This window comes from Mucilaginibacter psychrotolerans, from assembly GCF_004519315.1.
Classification (GTDB): domain Bacteria; phylum Bacteroidota; class Bacteroidia; order Sphingobacteriales; family Sphingobacteriaceae; genus Mucilaginibacter; species Mucilaginibacter psychrotolerans.
The window spans coordinates 119,410-136,465 of the sequence record NZ_SOZE01000004.1 but is presented as its reverse complement, the minus strand read 5'-3'; the positions used below and the strand labels follow the sequence as shown (position 1 = coordinate 136,465).

Annotated in this window: 16 protein-coding genes; 6 read left to right on the top strand and 10 right to left on the bottom strand. The window is 44.9% G+C overall.

Annotated features, from left to right (window positions below; genetic code table 11):
* Positions 1-204: 204 nt before the first annotated feature.
* From trpB to trpD, 3 genes are read right to left on the bottom strand one after another with little or no spacing between them, the layout of a single operon-like run.
* Entirely contained in the window at positions 205-1,386 is a 1,182-nt protein-coding gene (gene trpB, locus E2R66_RS06195; RefSeq protein ID WP_133227777.1) for a tryptophan synthase subunit beta, read from the bottom strand.
* 5 nt (positions 1,387-1,391) lie between these two features.
* Positions 1,392-2,012, bottom strand: coding sequence for a phosphoribosylanthranilate isomerase (locus E2R66_RS06190; protein WP_133227779.1), 621 nt, complete (start codon positions 2,010-2,012; stop codon positions 1,392-1,394).
* Between the two features lies 1 nt (position 2,013).
* Positions 2,014-3,003 (bottom strand): anthranilate phosphoribosyltransferase, encoded by a 990-nt coding sequence (trpD, locus tag E2R66_RS06185; RefSeq protein ID WP_133227781.1) that lies wholly within the window; start codon positions 3,001-3,003, stop codon positions 2,014-2,016.
* A 384-nt stretch (positions 3,004-3,387) separates the two neighbouring features.
* On the opposite strand from trpD, the gene E2R66_RS06180 reads away from it, so the two are divergent.
* Positions 3,388-4,335 carry an ion channel gene (locus tag E2R66_RS06180; RefSeq protein WP_133227783.1) on the top strand — a complete coding sequence of 316 codons (948 nt, stop codon included), beginning with the start codon at positions 3,388-3,390 and terminating at the stop codon, positions 4,333-4,335.
* A 9-nt stretch (positions 4,336-4,344) separates the two neighbouring features.
* Here the strand turns inward: E2R66_RS06180 and E2R66_RS06175 are convergent, their stop codons facing one another.
* From E2R66_RS06175 to recR, 3 genes are read right to left on the bottom strand one after another with little or no spacing between them, the layout of a single operon-like run.
* A complete protein-coding gene (locus E2R66_RS06175) occupies positions 4,345-5,160 on the bottom strand; it encodes an SDR family oxidoreductase (protein WP_133227785.1) in 816 nt (271 codons plus the stop codon).
* Positions 5,144-5,980 carry a glycosyltransferase family 2 protein gene (locus tag E2R66_RS06170; RefSeq protein ID WP_133227787.1) on the bottom strand — a complete coding sequence of 279 codons (837 nt, stop codon included), beginning with the start codon at positions 5,978-5,980 and terminating at the stop codon, positions 5,144-5,146. The genes E2R66_RS06175 and E2R66_RS06170 overlap by 17 nt, the downstream gene beginning before the upstream one ends.
* A gap of 6 nt (positions 5,981-5,986) precedes the next feature.
* Positions 5,987-6,601 (bottom strand): recombination mediator RecR, encoded by a 615-nt coding sequence (gene recR, locus E2R66_RS06165; protein WP_133227789.1) that lies wholly within the window; start codon positions 6,599-6,601, stop codon positions 5,987-5,989.
* Positions 6,602-6,873: 272 nt separating this feature from the next.
* Between recR and E2R66_RS06160 the strand changes: the two genes are divergently transcribed.
* Complete coding sequence (locus tag E2R66_RS06160; protein ID WP_133227791.1) at positions 6,874-7,149, top strand: hypothetical protein; 276 nt, start codon at positions 6,874-6,876, stop codon at positions 7,147-7,149.
* Positions 7,150-7,274: 125 nt separating this feature from the next.
* Here the strand turns inward: E2R66_RS06160 and E2R66_RS06155 are convergent, their stop codons facing one another.
* From E2R66_RS06155 to E2R66_RS06140, 4 genes are all read right to left on the bottom strand, one after another.
* Positions 7,275-8,063, bottom strand: coding sequence for an SOS response-associated peptidase (locus tag E2R66_RS06155; RefSeq protein ID WP_133227793.1), 789 nt, complete (start codon positions 8,061-8,063; stop codon positions 7,275-7,277).
* A gap of 1 nt (position 8,064) precedes the next feature.
* A complete protein-coding gene (locus E2R66_RS06150; RefSeq protein WP_133227795.1) occupies positions 8,065-8,313 on the bottom strand; it encodes a hypothetical protein in 249 nt (82 codons plus the stop codon).
* 306 nt (positions 8,314-8,619) lie between these two features.
* Positions 8,620-9,093, bottom strand: coding sequence for a hypothetical protein (locus E2R66_RS06145; protein WP_133227797.1), 474 nt, complete (start codon positions 9,091-9,093; stop codon positions 8,620-8,622).
* A gap of 431 nt (positions 9,094-9,524) precedes the next feature.
* Positions 9,525-9,899 (bottom strand): hypothetical protein, encoded by a 375-nt coding sequence (locus E2R66_RS06140; RefSeq protein WP_133227799.1) that lies wholly within the window; start codon positions 9,897-9,899, stop codon positions 9,525-9,527.
* 651 nt (positions 9,900-10,550) lie between these two features.
* Here E2R66_RS06140 and hsdR point away from each other — a divergent pair.
* Genes hsdR through E2R66_RS06120 form a run of 4 tightly spaced genes read left to right on the top strand, consistent with a single transcriptional unit; the run spans position 10,551 to position 16,908 of the window.
* Entirely contained in the window at positions 10,551-12,944 is a 2,394-nt protein-coding gene (gene hsdR, locus E2R66_RS06135; RefSeq protein ID WP_133227801.1) for an EcoAI/FtnUII family type I restriction enzme subunit R, read from the top strand.
* A gap of 2 nt (positions 12,945-12,946) precedes the next feature.
* Entirely contained in the window at positions 12,947-13,963 is a 1,017-nt protein-coding gene (locus E2R66_RS06130; protein ID WP_133227803.1) for a PDDEXK nuclease domain-containing protein, read from the top strand.
* A complete protein-coding gene (locus E2R66_RS06125) occupies positions 13,964-15,400 on the top strand; it encodes a class I SAM-dependent DNA methyltransferase (protein ID WP_133227805.1) in 1,437 nt (478 codons plus the stop codon).
* Positions 15,397-16,908 (top strand): restriction endonuclease subunit S, encoded by a 1,512-nt coding sequence (locus E2R66_RS06120; protein ID WP_133227807.1) that lies wholly within the window; start codon positions 15,397-15,399, stop codon positions 16,906-16,908. The genes E2R66_RS06125 and E2R66_RS06120 overlap by 4 nt, the downstream gene beginning before the upstream one ends.
* The last annotated feature ends 148 nt before the right edge of the window (positions 16,909-17,056 follow it).

Sequence of the window (17,056 nt, the reverse complement as noted above, 5' to 3'; positions counted from 1 at the left end):
TTATTTAAGTAATTGATTATTAACTATTTGAAAACAGACACAAGCAAATAGATTGTCCGCAAGCGTAACAGTTGGTGTTCGGTTATGATACAACTTAGTGAATGGTGAATAGAGGGTAGTGAATGGTTGGAAAGTGGGGAGTAGTGGTTTGCGACTGGTTTCGAATTTCGCAACCACTCACTACTCACCCAATCAACCACTCACCTAAAAATTAAAATACTTGATATACGTATCCAAATCCTTGTCCCCCCTGCCCGAAAGGCATATTACTATGTTGTCCCCTTTCTCGAAGGTCATTTTCTCGAGTTGAGCCAGTGCATGCGCGGTTTCTATCGCGGGGATAATGCCTTCCATCTGCGAACAAAGCAGCCCGGCTTGCAGGGCTTCGTCATCGGTGATGCTCACGTATTGAGCGCGGTTTATTTTATACAGGTGTGCATGCTGCGGACCGATACCTGGATAATCCAAGCCTGCGGAAATGGAGTAGGGTTCTTCTACCTGCCCGTCAGCAGTCTGCATCAATATGGTACGGCTGCCGTGCAGTACGCCCTCTTTACCCAGGAAAGTGGTAGCTGCGGAATGTCCGCTGTTCACCCCTTTGCCCGCTGCTTCTACGGCTACCAGTTTTACGTCCTCATCATTTAAAAAATGATAAAACATACCCATGGCGTTGCTGCCGCCACCTACGCAGGCCATTACGTATTGCGGTAACTCGTTGCCGGTTTGCTCCAGCAATTGCTTTTTGGTTTCGAAGGAAATGATGGATTGGAACCTGGCCACCATATCCGGGTACGGGTATGGCCCAACTACCGATCCGATGATGTAATGCGTATCCACCGGGTTACCTATCCAATCGCGCAGGGCCTCGTTGGTAGCGTCTTTAAGCGTTTTGCTGCCCGATGTTGCCGGTACTACTTTAGCGCCCAGCATCTTCATACGCGATACGTTGGGTGCCTGGCGGGCCATATCTATCTCGCCCATATATACCACGCATTCAATGCCTTTGAGCGCACAAACGGTTGCTGTGGCCACGCCATGCTGACCTGCGCCGGTTTCGGCTATGATGCGTTTTTTTCCGAGGCGCGCAGCCAACAATATCTGCCCAATGGCATTGTTTATTTTGTGCGAGCCGGTGTGGTTTAAATCCTCCCGTTTGAAGAAGATGTTGGCCCCATATTTTTCCGAATATCTTTTTGCATGATACAACGGCGAAGGGCGGCCCACATAATCGCGCATCAATTGTTCAAATTCGGCCTTAAAGCCGGGGTCGTCCATTATTTTTATATATTCCTGCCGCAGTTCTTCTACATTTGGATATAGCATTTCGGGGATGTAAGCCCCGCCAAAGTCGCCATAGTAGCCCTGTTCGTTTACGCCGTATTTCATCGTTCTTAAATATTTTTGATGGTATTGAATGCCTTTTTCAGTTTATCTATATCCTTTATCGCCGGTGCCGATTCGAACTTGCTGTTTAAATCAACCGCGTAAAGCATGGGGTGCGTAATGTTACCTACTTCGTGCAGGTTATTAAGGCCAATGCCACCTGACAAAAAGAAAGGGGTATCGCCCGTATATTGATTCAGTATGGCCCAGTCGAAACTCAAGCCAGAGCCGCCATGTGCAGGCGTTTTGGTGTCGAACAGGAAAAAATCCACCTTGTTGATGTAAGCCTCCAACCTGCCGAAATCGAATTGCTCATCTACACCGAATGCTTTTATTACGATCACTTTACTGCGCAACATAGCGCAATACTCCGGGCTTTCTACCCCGTGCAGTTGCACCGCCTCAAAATCGTACTTGTTGATCGTTTTGTTCACCCGCTCAATAGATGCGTTTACGAAAACGCCCGTTTTGAGGATGTGGTCGGGCAGCAGGGCGAGGATATCTTCGTCCAACTCGCCTATAAAGCGGGGCGACCGGCTATAGCATATGAATCCCATAAAATCCGGCGACAACGCCGCCACGGAGTTTATATTCTCAGGATACTTTAAGCCGCAAACTTTTATTCTCATGTTAGTTGGCAATAAGTGTTTTGAAGCTTTGCAGCGCTTTTTTGCTTATCAACGATTCCTCGGCCTCATAAAAGCTATCCGCAAAGCTTTTACCGGGCGACATAGTTTTAATAGCCATAGCCGCATTGCTAAGCACCACGTTTGTTTGTGCTTTGGTGGCTTCATCGTTCAGCACCTTCATGAATATGGCTGCCGAATCAGCCACGGTGTGGCCTCCGGTAATCTGGCTCTCTTGTAATTTATCGAAACCCAGACTTTCAACAGTATTTATCTTTTCTCCTTCAGCAGAAAAGGTCTTGAAGTCACAGGTGAGGGATATTTCATCATAGCCATCCAGCGCATTCAATATGGTGTATTTGATGCCCGATTTTTGGTACAGGTAGGCATAAACTCTCGCTAATTCCAAGTTGAACACCCCTACCAACTGGTTTCCCGGCTTTGCAGGGTTTACCATAGGGCCGAGCATATTGAAGAAGGTTTTAACGCCCAGTTCGCGGCGTATCGGGGCAACCGTTTTCATGGCGGGGTGGAACAGCGGCGCATGCAGGAAACAGATGTTGGCTTTGTCAATGCTTCCTTTCAGCTTATCCGCATCATTGGTGAACACGTAACCCAGGTGCTCCATTACATTAGATGAGCCGCAACCTGAGGATACACCATAGTTGCCGTGCTTGGCCACCTTGTACCCCGCACCGGCCACCACGAAGGATGCCAGTGTAGAAATATTGAAGGTATCCTTGCCATCGCCACCGGTGCCGCAAAGGTCTATGAGTTCGCCGGCCTCCAGATCGATAGGCAGGCAAAGCTCCAGCATGGCATCGCGGAAGCCCTCCAACTCGTTCACGGTGATGCTGCGCATGCAATACGCCGTCATGAAGGCAGCCATTTGCGAGTTATTGTATTTACCCAGCGCGATATTCTTCAAAATTTCTTTCGATTGCTCGCGGCTGAATGTTTTGTGTTCGAATAGATGGTTAAGTATCTGTTTCATGATGCTAGCTCGAGCCCCCCAACCCCCTGAAGGGGGAGCTTTTGATTTGTAAATTTTATATATTACTCCCTCTTCAGGGGGCCGGGGGGCGAACAAAAAAAGGGCTACCTTACGGCAACCCTTCTGTATATCTGTAAAAAACAAAAAATGAGGCTGCCTTACGAATTTTCGTTAAGCCACCACCAATTGTTGTTCAATGCTTTCATTTTCTTTTGATATGGCAAATATGGAAATACTTTTCACTAAAAGCAAGCAGAGATTAATTGAATTATTGATTTATTGAATAAGTAGCCATATTAGATTAATTTAGCTTTTGGAATCACTATAACATCCATCTAGAAAAATCCTCCTGAATAAATCATTCAATAAATCAATAATTATCCCGTGGCGATAAAAGAGCAGAAAGTAAACCCAGAGAACGACCTTGGTTTCGGCCCGCAGCCGGTAATCAAAAGCCAACCGCTCATTAATAAAGATGGCTCGGTAAATGTAAGGCGCAAGGGCCTCTCCCCTTTCAATACCGCCGATAATTACCACACGCTCATCAAAATGAGCTGGGGCAAATTCTGGGTCATCATACTCACCGGTTACCTGCTGGCCAACCTGTTCTTTGCTGGTATTTATACGCTGATAGGTATGGATAGCCTCGACGGATCTACCAGCAACAACGGATTGGGTCATTTTTTGGACGCCTTTTTCTTTTCGGCACAAACCATTTCTACGGTGGGTTACGGACATCTCAGTCCACATGGCCTGGTAGCCAACAGCGTGGCAGCTATCGAATCGATGATTGGCCTGCTGGCTTTCGCATTGGCAACGGGCTTGCTTTATGGCCGGTTCTCTAAGCCTTCGGCCAAGATTGTTTATAGCGAAAACTTGCTGGTGAGCCCTTACAGAGGCGATGGCAAGGGCCTGATGTTCCGGATGTCGAACCTGCGCAAGAATGTACTTATCGATTTGGATGTAGAAGTAGTTTTTTCCTACAACGAGATTGTGGATGGCAAAGCCACCCGCCGTTTTTTTCCCCTGGAACTCGAACGCTCTAAAGTGAGTATCCTCACCCTCAACTGGACAATCGTGCACCCGCTGGATGAGAACAGCCCGCTCGCCGATATTACGCCCGAGGAACTGGAACGCACCCAGGCTTCTTTCTCTGTATTACTCAAAGCTTTCGACGATACCTTTTCTCAAACGGTACACTCCCGAACTTCTTACACCTATGCAGATATGGTTTGGGATGCCAAATTCGTGCCGATGTTTGAGAGGGATGAAGATGGCAGGATTGTGCTGGATATGAGTAAGGTGAGTACGTTTATTTCATTAGGTCATTGAGGCATTTGCTCAATGAAGCAACGCGTTTCTCTCCTTCGCAAACACCTTATAAACCTGTGTATCTAAAAAGGCGGGGAAGAATTTGCTGAGGAACACGGTAAGCTTGCCCTGGGTAGTCATGACGAGGGTACGGCTTCGATTTTCTATGCCGTTGGTGATAATTTTGGCTACCTGCTCAGAGGTCATCATCTTGTTTTCTTCCAGCGTGCTTTCGCCTTGTTCTTTGCCGCTTTTGTCAAGGGCCGTATTGCGGATGTTAGATGCCGTGAAGCCGGGACAGGCCACCATGATATGTACGCCGGTTTTAAGGTTCTCTACCCGTAAAGCATCCATAAAGCCGTTCATAGCATATTTACTGGCCGAGTAACCTGCACGACCCGGCAGACCCTTATACCCCGCTATGGACGATACCGCCACGATGCTACCCTGAGCTTTGGCAATCTCGGGCAGGGCATATTTGGTGCAGTAAACGGTGCCCCAAAAGTTTACGTCCATTAAGCTTTTGAGCACCTTTAGGTCAACATCTTTGAAGAGCGCCCGCATGCTGATGCCGGCATTATTGATGAGCACATCTACCCTACCGAAAGTAAGCATAGCCTGTTTGACCAGCATCGCGCAATCCTGCTCAACCGTGACATCGCATTGCACCGCAACGGCACGTACCTTTTGATGGGTTTCTATATTTTGGGCAATGGTGCAGAGATTTACGAAATGACGCGCTCCCAGCACCAGGTTGGCACCGCGGCCGGCAAGTTCTATAGCGAGGGCTTTACCGATGCCCGATGAAGCACCGGTGATAATGACTACCTTATTTTTCCAGTTCATAGTTCGGGGCAAATAGCTGCGGTACTTCCGGTATTTTTATCTCGGGCATACGGAACAGATATTTGGCGGCGAATATAATCATAGCACCATAAAAATGCGTGATGTAGGCCCAGCTAAATTTGGCGCTTTGCTGTTTACGGACGTTGATGATATAACTTTTAGGGAAATAATAATTCTTATATCCGGCCAACCTGATGCGGTAAGAAAGATCGATATCATGGCCGAACATGGTCAGGCGTTCGTCCAGCCCGCCGACTTCGTTGATTACGTTTCGGCGCAACAGCATGAACGCGCCGTTTATTACGTCAACTTCGGCGGTTTCGAATTCATCCACCCAATTATCCTTGCCGTTTTTATAAAGCCTCGATTTGGTAAAATGGCGTGCTAACCCCGTAAGCTTAAAGAAAGCCTCCCAGGCCCGGTTAAAGCCCCTGCGTGACATATGCAGAAACCGCCCCTGCGGGGTAAGCATCCTGATGCCTACGCCGCCTGCATGCGTATGGGCATCCATAAAGGCCAGAGTACCCTCCAGCGCATTGCTGGCGGTAATAGTATCCGCACTGACCAGTAAAACATACTCCCCAACAGCTTTGGCTAATCCAAGGTTACGGCTTTTGGCGGTACCTAAACACTTAGCATTCACAATGATTTCGGCTTTGGGGAACTCGCTTTGCAGCATTTTTACGGAGCGGTCGGTAGAAGCATCATCAATCACAATCAACTCATAATCAATATGCTTGCATGCCTTTGTTAAAGAGCCCAGCGACGCTTTCAGCAAAGCGCACATATTGTAATTAACTACAATAACAGAGAGTTTCATAAGCGATCAGGATAATGAATTTTGGTACGGTACCCTGGTTACGATAGACCTCCCTAACGTAATCTCGTCAACGTACTCCAATTCACCACCAAAAGCTATGCCACGGGCTATGGTTGAGATATTTATATCGAATTGTTTTAAGCGCTTATGCAGGTAAAAGATAGTGGTATCCCCCTCCATGGTAGCGCTAAGGGCAAATATGGTTTCTTTCACCTCGCCGTCTTTCAGCCTTTCCACAAGCGTATCCACCTGTAAATCAGATGGACCAACGCCGTCCATAGGCGAAATAAGGCCGCCCAGCACATGGTAAACGCCGTTGTATTGATTGGTGTTTTCTATGGCCATTACGTCGCGGGTGTCTTCTACCACGCAAACCAGGGAATGGTCGCGTTTTGGGGACGAACATATCTCACAAATGGCACTATCAGATATATTGTGGCAGGTGCTGCAGAACTGTATTTCGTTGCGCAAACGATTTACCGCTGTACTGAAGCGGGCCACCTCCTCCTTTTCGCGGGCGAGCAGGTGCAGCACCAGGCGCAAGGCGGTTTTTTGGCCCACGCCCGGCAGTTTGGCAAATTCGGCAACGGCATCTTCCAGCAGTTTAGATGAAAAATTCATTGGGCGAATTTAAGGATTTTGAACGAGTTCGTTCGCAGGTGTTCCACTTTTGCGAGTGGAACACTTATTTTTAAATTAGCAATGACTATCAACCAGTTACAGTTTCTGCGGAACACTTTGAAACACCCCTTGCGCCTCAGGGTTAGTTTACATAACGCTAATTATCAATTAGTTAATAAAAATAAACGAACCATCGTTTTTAGCCTGGTGGAACACCTTTGGAACACGCGTGCAAAGCTATTTCAGGACTAAATATCTGTTTGTGAATCCCGGTGGTAAAATTTTACCACAAAGATTTTGCACCAAGGCCGCAAAGGTATAGCTGGCCAGATTTTTATTTATTCGTTAACCAAGGCGTTTATTTTGATGTAGACCCGCTACAATTCCTGGCGATTTTTACCGAAAAAAACCTTCAAAAATCTTCAAAAAATGGACGTTTTTGTTCGCCTTTTTGCCGAATTTCTTTTAAAAACATCCAAAAAAACGCACTGATTTTGGCAAAATCAGCAACTTTACGCCCGAAACCAGCAGTTTCGATGCAGCTTTAGCGCTGCATTTTCGGTACTTTCTGTCGCCGCGGGGGCTCCTCCAGAGCCCCCCGCCGCTGTAATATGCCTACCCGCCATGCATACTCGCAAGATCCTTCGTTCCGCAGGAACACCAAACGGAACACTTAAAATTTAAGTTCCAGGGCCGGTAAATCTGCGTATTCGTATTTTTCGGTAGGGTCTAGCTGTGCCTGAAACTGCGGCGATATGGTGCAGGCATCCATTTTTTTGGCATCGTATTGCGTAGCGGCTATCGCCGTAATCTGCTCGTCCGACAGGTCGCCCATCATCCATTCCCAAGCCTGCTCGTCGTCTAATATGGTAGGCATACGCATTTTAGAATTATGAACCACCTCCATTAAAGCATTTGCCTTAGTGGTTATCACCGCTACGGTGTTCACTACCTCGCCGGTTTCCCTATCCGTCCACGGTTGATAAATGCCCGCAAAGAAAAAATACGGCGCATCTTTAACGGTGATATAATACGGGAATTTATCGGGCGTTTTTAAAGGCTGACCTGTTTTGGCGTGGTTGCGGTAAATGTGCCGCCACTCAAAAAAACCGGTCGACAAAACCAGGCACCTCCCCTTTTTTACCGCGTTTGCCCACATCGATCGTTTCCCCGCCTCGTTGGTGAACAAATTTTCGGCCTTGGCATTTAAGGTAGTAAACTTGCGTTTAAATATTTCGGCTTCTTTTCTGTTGGGTACAAAGGGTGCAACAATGCCCCACTCCATTTGCACAATGTCGAAATTGGTTTCATCGCTATTGGGTATCAGTACCGCAACCGGCTTGTTGGCGAAACCACTTATTACACCTTCGTTTAAAAAGTCAAAGTCTTTCACTGCTTTTTCTAACTTTTTAAGTTCGATAAATTCTGCCCGCGAAACCTTCTGTCCGTTGTAATAACACATCTTATTTATTTTTTTTATCGTGATAATACCTACCAATAACCGGGCCTATTTCGTCGGCTATAGCTTGCCGGCCCTCCGGAATGGAGGTCCAGAACTTAAACCCCTTCCCGTTATCAACCACCGTTAAGTTAATGGGTTTAATTCTAATAGAAAACTGCACATTAAATATGCGCCTGCCCTTTATATACGCTTCGCGCACGGTTAAAACATAACCGTCGTATGCAATGGTATATGGGCCTGCTGTGGTCATATAGGGTAAATATACAAAGCTTGTATGCTATTTCATCCGGTTTGTTGGCCACAAAACCAACAAAGGCGCAAAAAAATAAGAGCCAATTTGCTGCGCACGAATGTCCTGATACCGCAGGGTTTTTTTTCAAAGAGTCCCTACGGGGACGCAAATCTAAAAATCATTAAAACGGCGAAGCCCTTGAGCAGCTTTAAAGACTATATAAAATGCGAAAAATCAACGGTTCCGTTACGATACACGCGGCACGGCTGCACCAGCATTGCGCCGGTCCGCAGGACTCCGATGGCGTATCCGCTGCAATAGGTTTTAAGGCCGAACGGCAGCCGCAGCGTCTTCTTTTTCTTTAATAAAACGGTAAGTGATGGTAGCGAAAACCGCGAACACGATATGCGCCGGGATGCGCTGTAAGTAGTAATGCGTATAATTTATAAAGGGTGGCAAGGGGTGCGCCTTAAAAGTACCCTTCCAAATGAGGTAGCCCAACACGCCGCTAACCACGCCCAGGATGAGGCCGTTTTTTAGGGTATGCTTTATTTTGCCGGTTTCCCACAGCTGAACGTAAACGGCCGCGAACACAAAGCCCATGGCATAGTGCGCGCCCCAGCCGGCAATTTTTTTGGCATGCTTACTCAGCTGCGGCGCAAGGCGGGCAATCATGGTTTCCAGGTGGTCCGGCTCGCGGAAGTTCTCGCCCATCAAGGCCGACATCAAAGCGCTGGAGGCCGTCATGAAGCTGGTACCTGTAAAGCCGCTAAGCGCCGTTTTTTGTAGTTTGTTCATGGTGGTGTTGTTTTAAAAGTGCCGCGCAACCGATACCGGGTACACGCGCTTTAGTAAATAACCGCCATCGGCAAAATTTGTTTACCACTGCGGCACACGCCACACGCGTGCAATAGCGGTGGGGGCATTTGCCGTCTCCGCGGGGACTCTCGATAGAGTACCCCGCGTAAGTTTGTAGGGCGGATATGCCCATCCCACTGCCCAAATAGTCAATTGTTTGAGAAGGCGGTTATATATCCCGTCATTTTGAACTTGTTTCAGAACCCCATCATAAATTAGCCATTCTACCTGTCCGTTTTGCATACTGATTACCTGCCGTGTGGGGTTCTGAAACAAGTTCAGAATGACGATGAAATTAAAAACTTATCACGCCCGCCATGCATACTAACAAGATCCTTCGCTATCGCTCAGGACGACAAAAGGGAAAAACCTCAGGCCTTTTTTGCATAATAGGCCATTACCCTTTGCGTAAAGGCCAGCAGCCTGGTATGCAGGCGTTCCAGCTGTTTGTAGCCCGCGTTAAGGCCGTCGACAGGGTTGCGCAGCTGCACGCGGTTAAACAATGGGTGCCCTGCAAAATACCGGCCATAAGCCACCAAAAACTCCTCGGGCGAATACCAGGTTTTGGTTTCGGGGTCGTAAACCCAGCAATTGCTTTCGCGCGCATTTACACAAACGCGCTCGGCCGTAAGCAGCGCCTGCCGCTCCAAATCTTCTTCCGCTAACCTGCGGATATGGTGCTCCAGTTCCCGCTTTTTTAGCGCTGCAAGCTCTTCTTTGGTATAAAAAGGGGGGTAACCGGCCATGCCGCAAATTGCTAATTTATTTAGCAATTTACAAGGGTTGATTTGGGTGATTTTTGCACATGGATGCCGGGAAGGTGTGGTGGGTTTTGATTAAGGTTTAAGTGGCGGACGTTTAAAATTCGGAAAATTATTGCCAGGCTTTGCCTTGCTTGATCCTCCTGTGCCCCGGCGGCCTTCACAATCCTGTTAGCCATAGCCAACAGGCCTTTAGAAGGGGTACGCTATTACCATGAGCTGATTCAGCATAAAAATTAAGGAAATACAAATATGTTTAAAATATCAATGATGGTGCTTTTCCGTCAATCGAATTTATTGCCCAACGGCAGCCCAAGTCAGCCATATCTATTCATCGCTGCCGCCGGGCTTGTGGCCCAATTGTAATGTAGCCACCATGCAATGCCGCTACAATACACGCGGCACATGTGCTCTTCACGGTAAACGCGGCACTAATGCACCGAATGGAACTTTTTGTTGCAGAATAATTGCCTACTGAACAACTTAGTATAGTTACCTTTTCTGTAGCGATGTAACTCATTTTTTTTAGGTCTTATCTTTACAGTGGCAATAGTATGGCGGATAGCGGTTAGTCTTATTTTTAAGGGCTGTTTAAAAAGTGTTATATTAGCTATTTCTAATAGTTTCGCTTAACCTATGCCCGATAAAAAGAGCCTTTCAGAACGTGATATTTGTACTAAGTACATAACGCCTGCCCTTGAAACATCGGGCTGGAATAAACACACGCAGCTATTAGAAGAAGTTTCTTTTACAGATGGTAAAATATACGTGCGTGGTAAACTTACCGCCAGGGGCAAGCAAAAGCGGGCAGATTATATTCTTTATTACAAACCCAATATACCAATTGCTATAATTGAAGCAAAGGATAATAAACATTCCATACGGGCGGGGATTCAACAAGCATTAGATTATGCTAAAATATTAGACATACCATGTGTGTTTAGTAGCAATGGTGATGGCTTTCTATTCCATGACCGTACAACTGCCGATGGCAATATTGAAACCGAAATTGATATTGATAGTTTCCCATCCCCAGAGCAACTATGGGAGAAATACAAAACCTATAAGGGCATATCCACACCTGCCGCTGAAAAGATCGCATCACAGGATTATTTTTTTGATGGTAGCAGCCGAAAGCCTCGCTATTATCAGCAGATAGCAGTTAATAGAACTGTAGAAGCTATTGCCAAAGGTCAAAACCGTATTATTCTCGTAATGGCTACCGGAACCGGTAAAACGTACACGGCGTTTCAAATCATACACCGGCTTTGGAAAAGCGGCGCTAAAAAACGCATTCTGTTTTTAGCAGATCGCAATGCATTAATCGACCAAACAAGGCGTGGCGATTTTAAGCACTTTAAAGATAAAATGACGGTTGTAAAGAACCGGCAGATTGATAAAAGTTACGAAATCTATTTGGCACTATATCAAGGATTATCCGGCACAGATGATGATGCTAACGTTTACAAACAGTTTTCGCCAGACTTTTTTGATCTGATTGTAATTGATGAGTGCCACAGAGGTAGCGCGAAGGAAGATAGTTCATGGCGTGAAATCCTTTCCTATTTTAAAAATGCAACTCATGTTGGCTTAACGGCTACACCAAAGGAAACTAAAGAAACCAGTAATACAGAATATTTTGGTGAGCCTGTTTATACCTATTCGCTAAAACAAGGTATAGATGATGGTTTTCTTGCGCCCTATCGCGTTATCAGGATTGGTTTGGACGTTGATACCGAAGGATGGCGGCCACAACAAGGTAAAACAGATAAGGATGGCGTTGAGGTGCAAGACCGAATATATAACCGAAAAGACTTTGATCGAAGCCTTGTTATTGAAGAGCGAACCGAATTAGTCGCTCAAAAACTTACGGAGTTTTTAAAGGGATATGATCGCTTTGCTAAAACCATTGTGTTCTGCATGGATATAGATCATGCCGAACGTATGCGTACTGCCTTATCCAAGCAAAATGCTGATTTAGTAGCTGCAAACTATAAGTATATCATGCAGATTACGGGGGATAACGACGAAGGCAAGCGAGAGTTAGACAACTTTATCAATCCCGAAGAAAAATACCCGGTAATAGCCACAACATCCGAACTAATGACCACGGGCGTTGATGCCCAAACTTGTAAGGTTATCGTATTGGATACCAACATATCTTCTATGACTAAATTTAAACAGATCATAGGGCGTGGCACCCGTATTAATGAAGAATACGGTAAACTCTATTTTACCATATTGGATTTCAGGAACGCAACCGACCTGTTTGCGGATAAAGATTTTGACGGTGACCCCATTAGGGTGAAACCTGTATCACAGGATACTGATTTAGGCCTTATCATTGACGAGGAAGAGCAAGATACCACGCCAATCATCGACGAAATTTCGGGTGATGAAATAGACATTGAGCCACCAGAAATCAGGAATTTAGTTTCAGAACCCGATGCCGGGTATAAAAAACGGGAGAAAATATATGTGAACGGCGTAGATGTCTCCATTTTAATAAGCCGCGAAATGTATTTTGACCAGCATGGCAAGCCGATTACGATAAGCCTGAAAGACCATACCAAAGACGTTATTAAAAAGAACTATGCATCGTTAAATGATTTTTTAACGCAATGGAACAGCACCGACCGCAAAGAAGCCATTATAGCCGAATTACAAGACCAGGGCGTAATGGTTGAAGCATTGTATGAGGCAGTAAATAAAGAAGTTGATTTATTCGATCTTATTTGTCACGTCGCTTACGACCAGCCGCCTTTAACCCGGAAGGAAAGAGCCAATAATGTTAAAAAGAGAAATTATTTTACAAAGTATGGCGACCAGGCTAAACAGGTTTTAGAAGCCTTGTTAGATAAGTATGCTGATGAAGGTATAGCCAATATAGAAAGCATGGAAGTATTAAGGGTGAACCCGTTTGATGGATTTGGTTCTGCTTTTGAAATTGTTAATGGTATTTTTGGTGGCAAAAGCAAATATCAGGAAGCGCTAAAGGAATTGGAACAGGAGTTATATCAAAGGGCATAAATATGGAGATAGGCAAAGGCGGGCTATATGCTGATATTAAATCTATATTGGAGCAAGCAAGGGGAAGTGCTGTTAGGGCGGTTAATTTTTCAATGGTTATAGCTTATTGGGAAATAGGGAAGAGAATTGTTGAGGAAGAGCAACAAGGCAGCAAAAGAGCTGTATTTGGGCAGGCAACACTTAAGCAGTTATCAGTACAACTATCAAACGAATTTGGTAAAGGATTCGATGAAAGCAACTTGCGAAATATGCGTCTGTTTTACCAGGCTTTTTTAATTCGTGACGCACTGCGTCACGAATTGAGCTGGACACATTACCGGTTCATAATGAAGGTGGATAACACTGATGCCAGAAACTATTATATGAACGAGGCTGCCGAACAGAATTGGAGTACACGGGTATTAGAAAGGCAGATTAACTCCCTTTATTTTCAAAGATTGCTGTCATCAAAAAATAAGCAGCCTTTGATCGCAAAAGCCGAAGCAGAAAACAAACAGGACCAGCCCACTATTTTTGATTTTGTAAAAGACCCTTACATACTGGAGTTTTTGCAATTACAGCCAAACGCTACGCTGTACGAAAGGGAACTGGAAACCGAGTTGCTGAATAAATTACAGCTCTTTTTGTTAGAGTTGGGTAAAGGCTTCTCTTTTGTTGCCAGGCAAAAAAGGATCTCGGCAGATAACGAGCATTTTTATATCGATCTGGTATTTTACAACTATATCTTAAAATGTTTTATCCTGGTTGATTTGAAGGTTGGCAAGCTATCACATCAGGATATCGGACAGATGGATTTATACGTCCGTTATTACGAAGACCAAATAAAACAAGAATCAGACAACCCTACCATTGGGCTTATTTTATGTACCGAAAAAAACGAAACCATCGTTAAATACTCGGTACTAAAGGAAAGCAAGCAAATCTTTGCATCTAAATATAAGCTGTACCTGCCATCCGAAAAAGAATTGATAGACGAACTGAACGCTGAATTAGCGCAGCTTAAAAACAAAAAACTATAAATGAGCAATATAAGCGGAGTAATAAAAAGTATCCAAAACATCATGTGGCAGGACACCGGCCTAAACGGCGATGCCCAACGCATAGAACAATTGGGCTGGATGCTTTTTTTGAAGATATTTTCGGATAAGGATAAAGAACTGGAACTGATTGATGATGCTTACACATCGCCCATACCGGATGAGTTTCATTGGGTAAACGAAAAGGGTAATTGGGCCGGCGATGATGAAGGAATGACCGGCGACGAACTATTGGAGTTTGTAGACCGGCAGTTATTCCCCGCCTTACGCAGCCTGGACCTGAGCACCGGCAATAAACGTGCTATTATTGTGCGCGAAGTGTTTGAGGGCAACAACAACTATATGAAAAGCGGCATCAATATACGCAAGGTGCTGAATAAGCTTAACGAGATAGATTTTAACATAGCGAAAGACCGCCATGCTTTTGGCGAGCTGTACGAAACCATTTTAAAAGAACTGCAAAGCGCCGGCAAAAGCGGTGAGTTTTACACGCCGCGCGCCATTACACAGTTTATAACCGATACCATAAACCCCAAGCTTGGCGAAAAGATACTGGACCCTGCCTGCGGTACGGGTGGCTATTTAACCTGCGCTATCGAACATTTAAAAAAACAGGCCAAAAATGTAGAGGAACGCAAAAGCATTGAAGAAAACATTGCCGGCTGGGAGTATAAACCCCTGCCGTACCTGCTGGCTACAACCAATTTAATACTGCACGATATTGAGGTACCCAACATACGCTTTGGCGATGCTTTAGACCAGCCGCTGAGTAATTTTACTGAGCGGCACCGCGTTAATGTAATACTGGCCAACCCGCCCTTTGGTGGTATTGTAGCCAATGGCAACGAGAGCAACTTCCCGCAAACCTACCGTACCAAAGAAAGTGCCGACCTGTTTTTGATACTGATGATACACCTGCTAAAACAGGGCGGCCGTGCCGGTATCGTATTGCCCGATGGCAGCCTCACCGGCGATGGCGTAAAACAGCGCATCCGGCAAAAACTGCTGGAAGATTGCAACCTGCATACCATTATCCGCCTGCCCAACTCCGTGTTTCTGCCTTATGCAACGGTGGCAACCAATTTGCTGTTTTTTGATAAGGGAGCGCCCACTAAACATGTATGGTACTATGAACATAAAATGCCCGAAGGCTACAAGGCCTATAATAAAACCCGGCCTATACAGGTGCAGGAGTTTGAGCCCATAAAGGCCTGGTGGAGTAACCGGGCAGAAAGCGATATAGCCTGGAAGGTAAATATTGATACGATAATTGAGCGGGGCTACGACCTGGATATAAAAAACCCCACCAAAAAAGAAGAAGAACACGAATACAACAGCGCCGAATTGATGGAGCTGCTGCGTGCATCGTTTGAGAAGAGTAATTTGTTGTTAGAGCAGTTAAAGGAAGCTGTGAGATGAAGATAAACTACGCCGACTACATAAAAAATGCTGATGCATCAGTTTTAGTTGCAGAAGCTATATTTTCTGAGTTGGAACTAACCTATCCGATAAAATACATTTCAGAAGTTGCAAAAACAACAAGTGGGGGCACTCCTTTAAGGTCGAACCCTGATTATTACAACGGTGATGTCCCCTGGATTAAATCCGGGGAATTGAATGATGGAATTATTGAAAATGCTGAAGAATTTATAACACAAAAAGGACTTGCCAATTCATCTGCTAAGTTACATCCGCCAAACACCTTACTGCTTGCGATGTATGGTGCAACTGCCGGTAGAACCGGCAAGGCAAAAATTGCGTCGTCAACCAATCAAGCAGTTTGCGCCTTGTTTCCAAAAGAAGAAATTGAACAAGATTACTTGTTTTGGTTTTTACGACAATATCGGCATAAGTTTATTGAAATAAGTAAAGGAGGTGCGCAACCAAATATAAGCCAGTCTGTTATAAACCTTACCAAACTTCCGGTTCCTTCAAAGGACTTGCAGCTACAGATTGTGCAGTTTTTATTTGAATTAGAGGCAAACAAAGACATTGATTTCTCTAAGGTACCAATCCAATTTAGGGCGAAAGTCACGAAAGTATTTACTGCAAAGAATAATGTTTTTAAGATAAGTGATGAAATAACCCACCAACTCCATTTAGTAAAAAAGCTACGCCGGCAATTATTACAGAATGCTGTGCAGGGCAAGTTGGTTGCGCAAAACCCAGACGACGAACACGCAAGCATTTTACTGCAAAAAATAAAAGCAGAAAAGGAGCAACTGATAAAGGATAAGAAGCTAAAAAAGGAAAAAGAATTACCACCAATTAAGCCGGAAGAAATACCTTTTGATATACCTGAAAATTGGGTATGGTGTAGGTTAGGAGAAATTACTTCGACGATAAGTAATGGATTATACAAACCAGAACATTTCTATCAGCAATCAGGTTATATTTCACTGAGAATGTTTAATATTCAACATGGACAAATAGATTTAAAAAAAGTAAGGAGAGTAGTTTTGAATGAACAAGAACTTGATACTTATTTGCTTGAAGAGAACGATATTTTAGTAAACAGAGTAAATAGTTTAGAGTTAGTGGGTAAATCTGCTATAATCAAAAACATTGGGGAACCAGCTGTTTTTGAAAGCATGAACATGAGGCTACGATTATTATTAAAAGATCAAATGGCTCAATTTGTTAATCAAATACTTTTGGAAGAACGAACCAGGGTATATTTTTATTCGAATGCAAAAGTGGCTAATGGACAAGTATCAATCAACCAAAGCCAATTATTTCATCTATTGATTCCTTTACCACCACTTGCAGAACAAAGACGAATCATAGAAAAATTAAATCAACTCATGAAAACCTGCGATGCTTTAGAAGCCAGCATTAAACAAAGCCAGCTGCAAAACCAGCAGTTGCTGCAACAGGTACTGCGGGAGGCATTAACAAAAGAGGCGGAGCCCGTGGCTGTGGCTTAATATGAAGAGCTTTCGCCATGCATCTAAATGGTACGAGCGGCTGGTGGGGAAAGCCGCCTCTGCTGGTGCGCGCGTGTCGCGCGTTCCTAACCACTTGCAAGGTGCAGATTTTGTTAACTGACGCAATTATTTAAAAACCATGCATTTG

Bases quoted from the DNA above. Each gene is read 5' to 3' on its own strand.
- trpB (WP_133227777.1), bottom strand. From the start codon at position 1,386: ATGAAATACGGCGTAAACGAACAGGGCTACTATGGCGACTTTGGCGGG.
- E2R66_RS06190 (WP_133227779.1), bottom strand. From the start codon at position 2,012: ATGAGAATAAAAGTTTGCGGCTTAAAGTATCCTGAGAATATAAACTCC.
- trpD (WP_133227781.1), bottom strand. From the start codon at position 3,003: ATGAAACAGATACTTAACCATCTATTCGAACACAAAACATTCAGCCGC.
- E2R66_RS06175 (WP_133227785.1), bottom strand. From the start codon at position 5,160: ATGAACTGGAAAAATAAGGTAGTCATTATCACCGGTGCTTCATCGGGC.
- E2R66_RS06170 (WP_133227787.1), bottom strand. From the start codon at position 5,980: ATGAAACTCTCTGTTATTGTAGTTAATTACAATATGTGCGCTTTGCTG.
- recR (WP_133227789.1), bottom strand. From the start codon at position 6,601: ATGAATTTTTCATCTAAACTGCTGGAAGATGCCGTTGCCGAATTTGCC.
- E2R66_RS06155 (WP_133227793.1), bottom strand. From the start codon at position 8,063: ATGTGTTATTACAACGGACAGAAGGTTTCGCGGGCAGAATTTATCGAA.
- E2R66_RS06150 (WP_133227795.1), bottom strand. From the start codon at position 8,313: ATGACCACAGCAGGCCCATATACCATTGCATACGACGGTTATGTTTTA.
- E2R66_RS06145 (WP_133227797.1), bottom strand. From the start codon at position 9,093: ATGAACAAACTACAAAAAACGGCGCTTAGCGGCTTTACAGGTACCAGC.
- E2R66_RS06140 (WP_133227799.1), bottom strand. From the start codon at position 9,899: ATGGCCGGTTACCCCCCTTTTTATACCAAAGAAGAGCTTGCAGCGCTA.
- hsdR (WP_133227801.1), top strand. From the start codon at position 10,551: ATGCCCGATAAAAAGAGCCTTTCAGAACGTGATATTTGTACTAAGTAC.
- E2R66_RS06130 (WP_133227803.1), top strand. From the start codon at position 12,947: ATGGAGATAGGCAAAGGCGGGCTATATGCTGATATTAAATCTATATTG.
- E2R66_RS06125 (WP_133227805.1), top strand. From the start codon at position 13,964: ATGAGCAATATAAGCGGAGTAATAAAAAGTATCCAAAACATCATGTGG.
- E2R66_RS06120 (WP_133227807.1), top strand. From the start codon at position 15,397: ATGAAGATAAACTACGCCGACTACATAAAAAATGCTGATGCATCAGTT.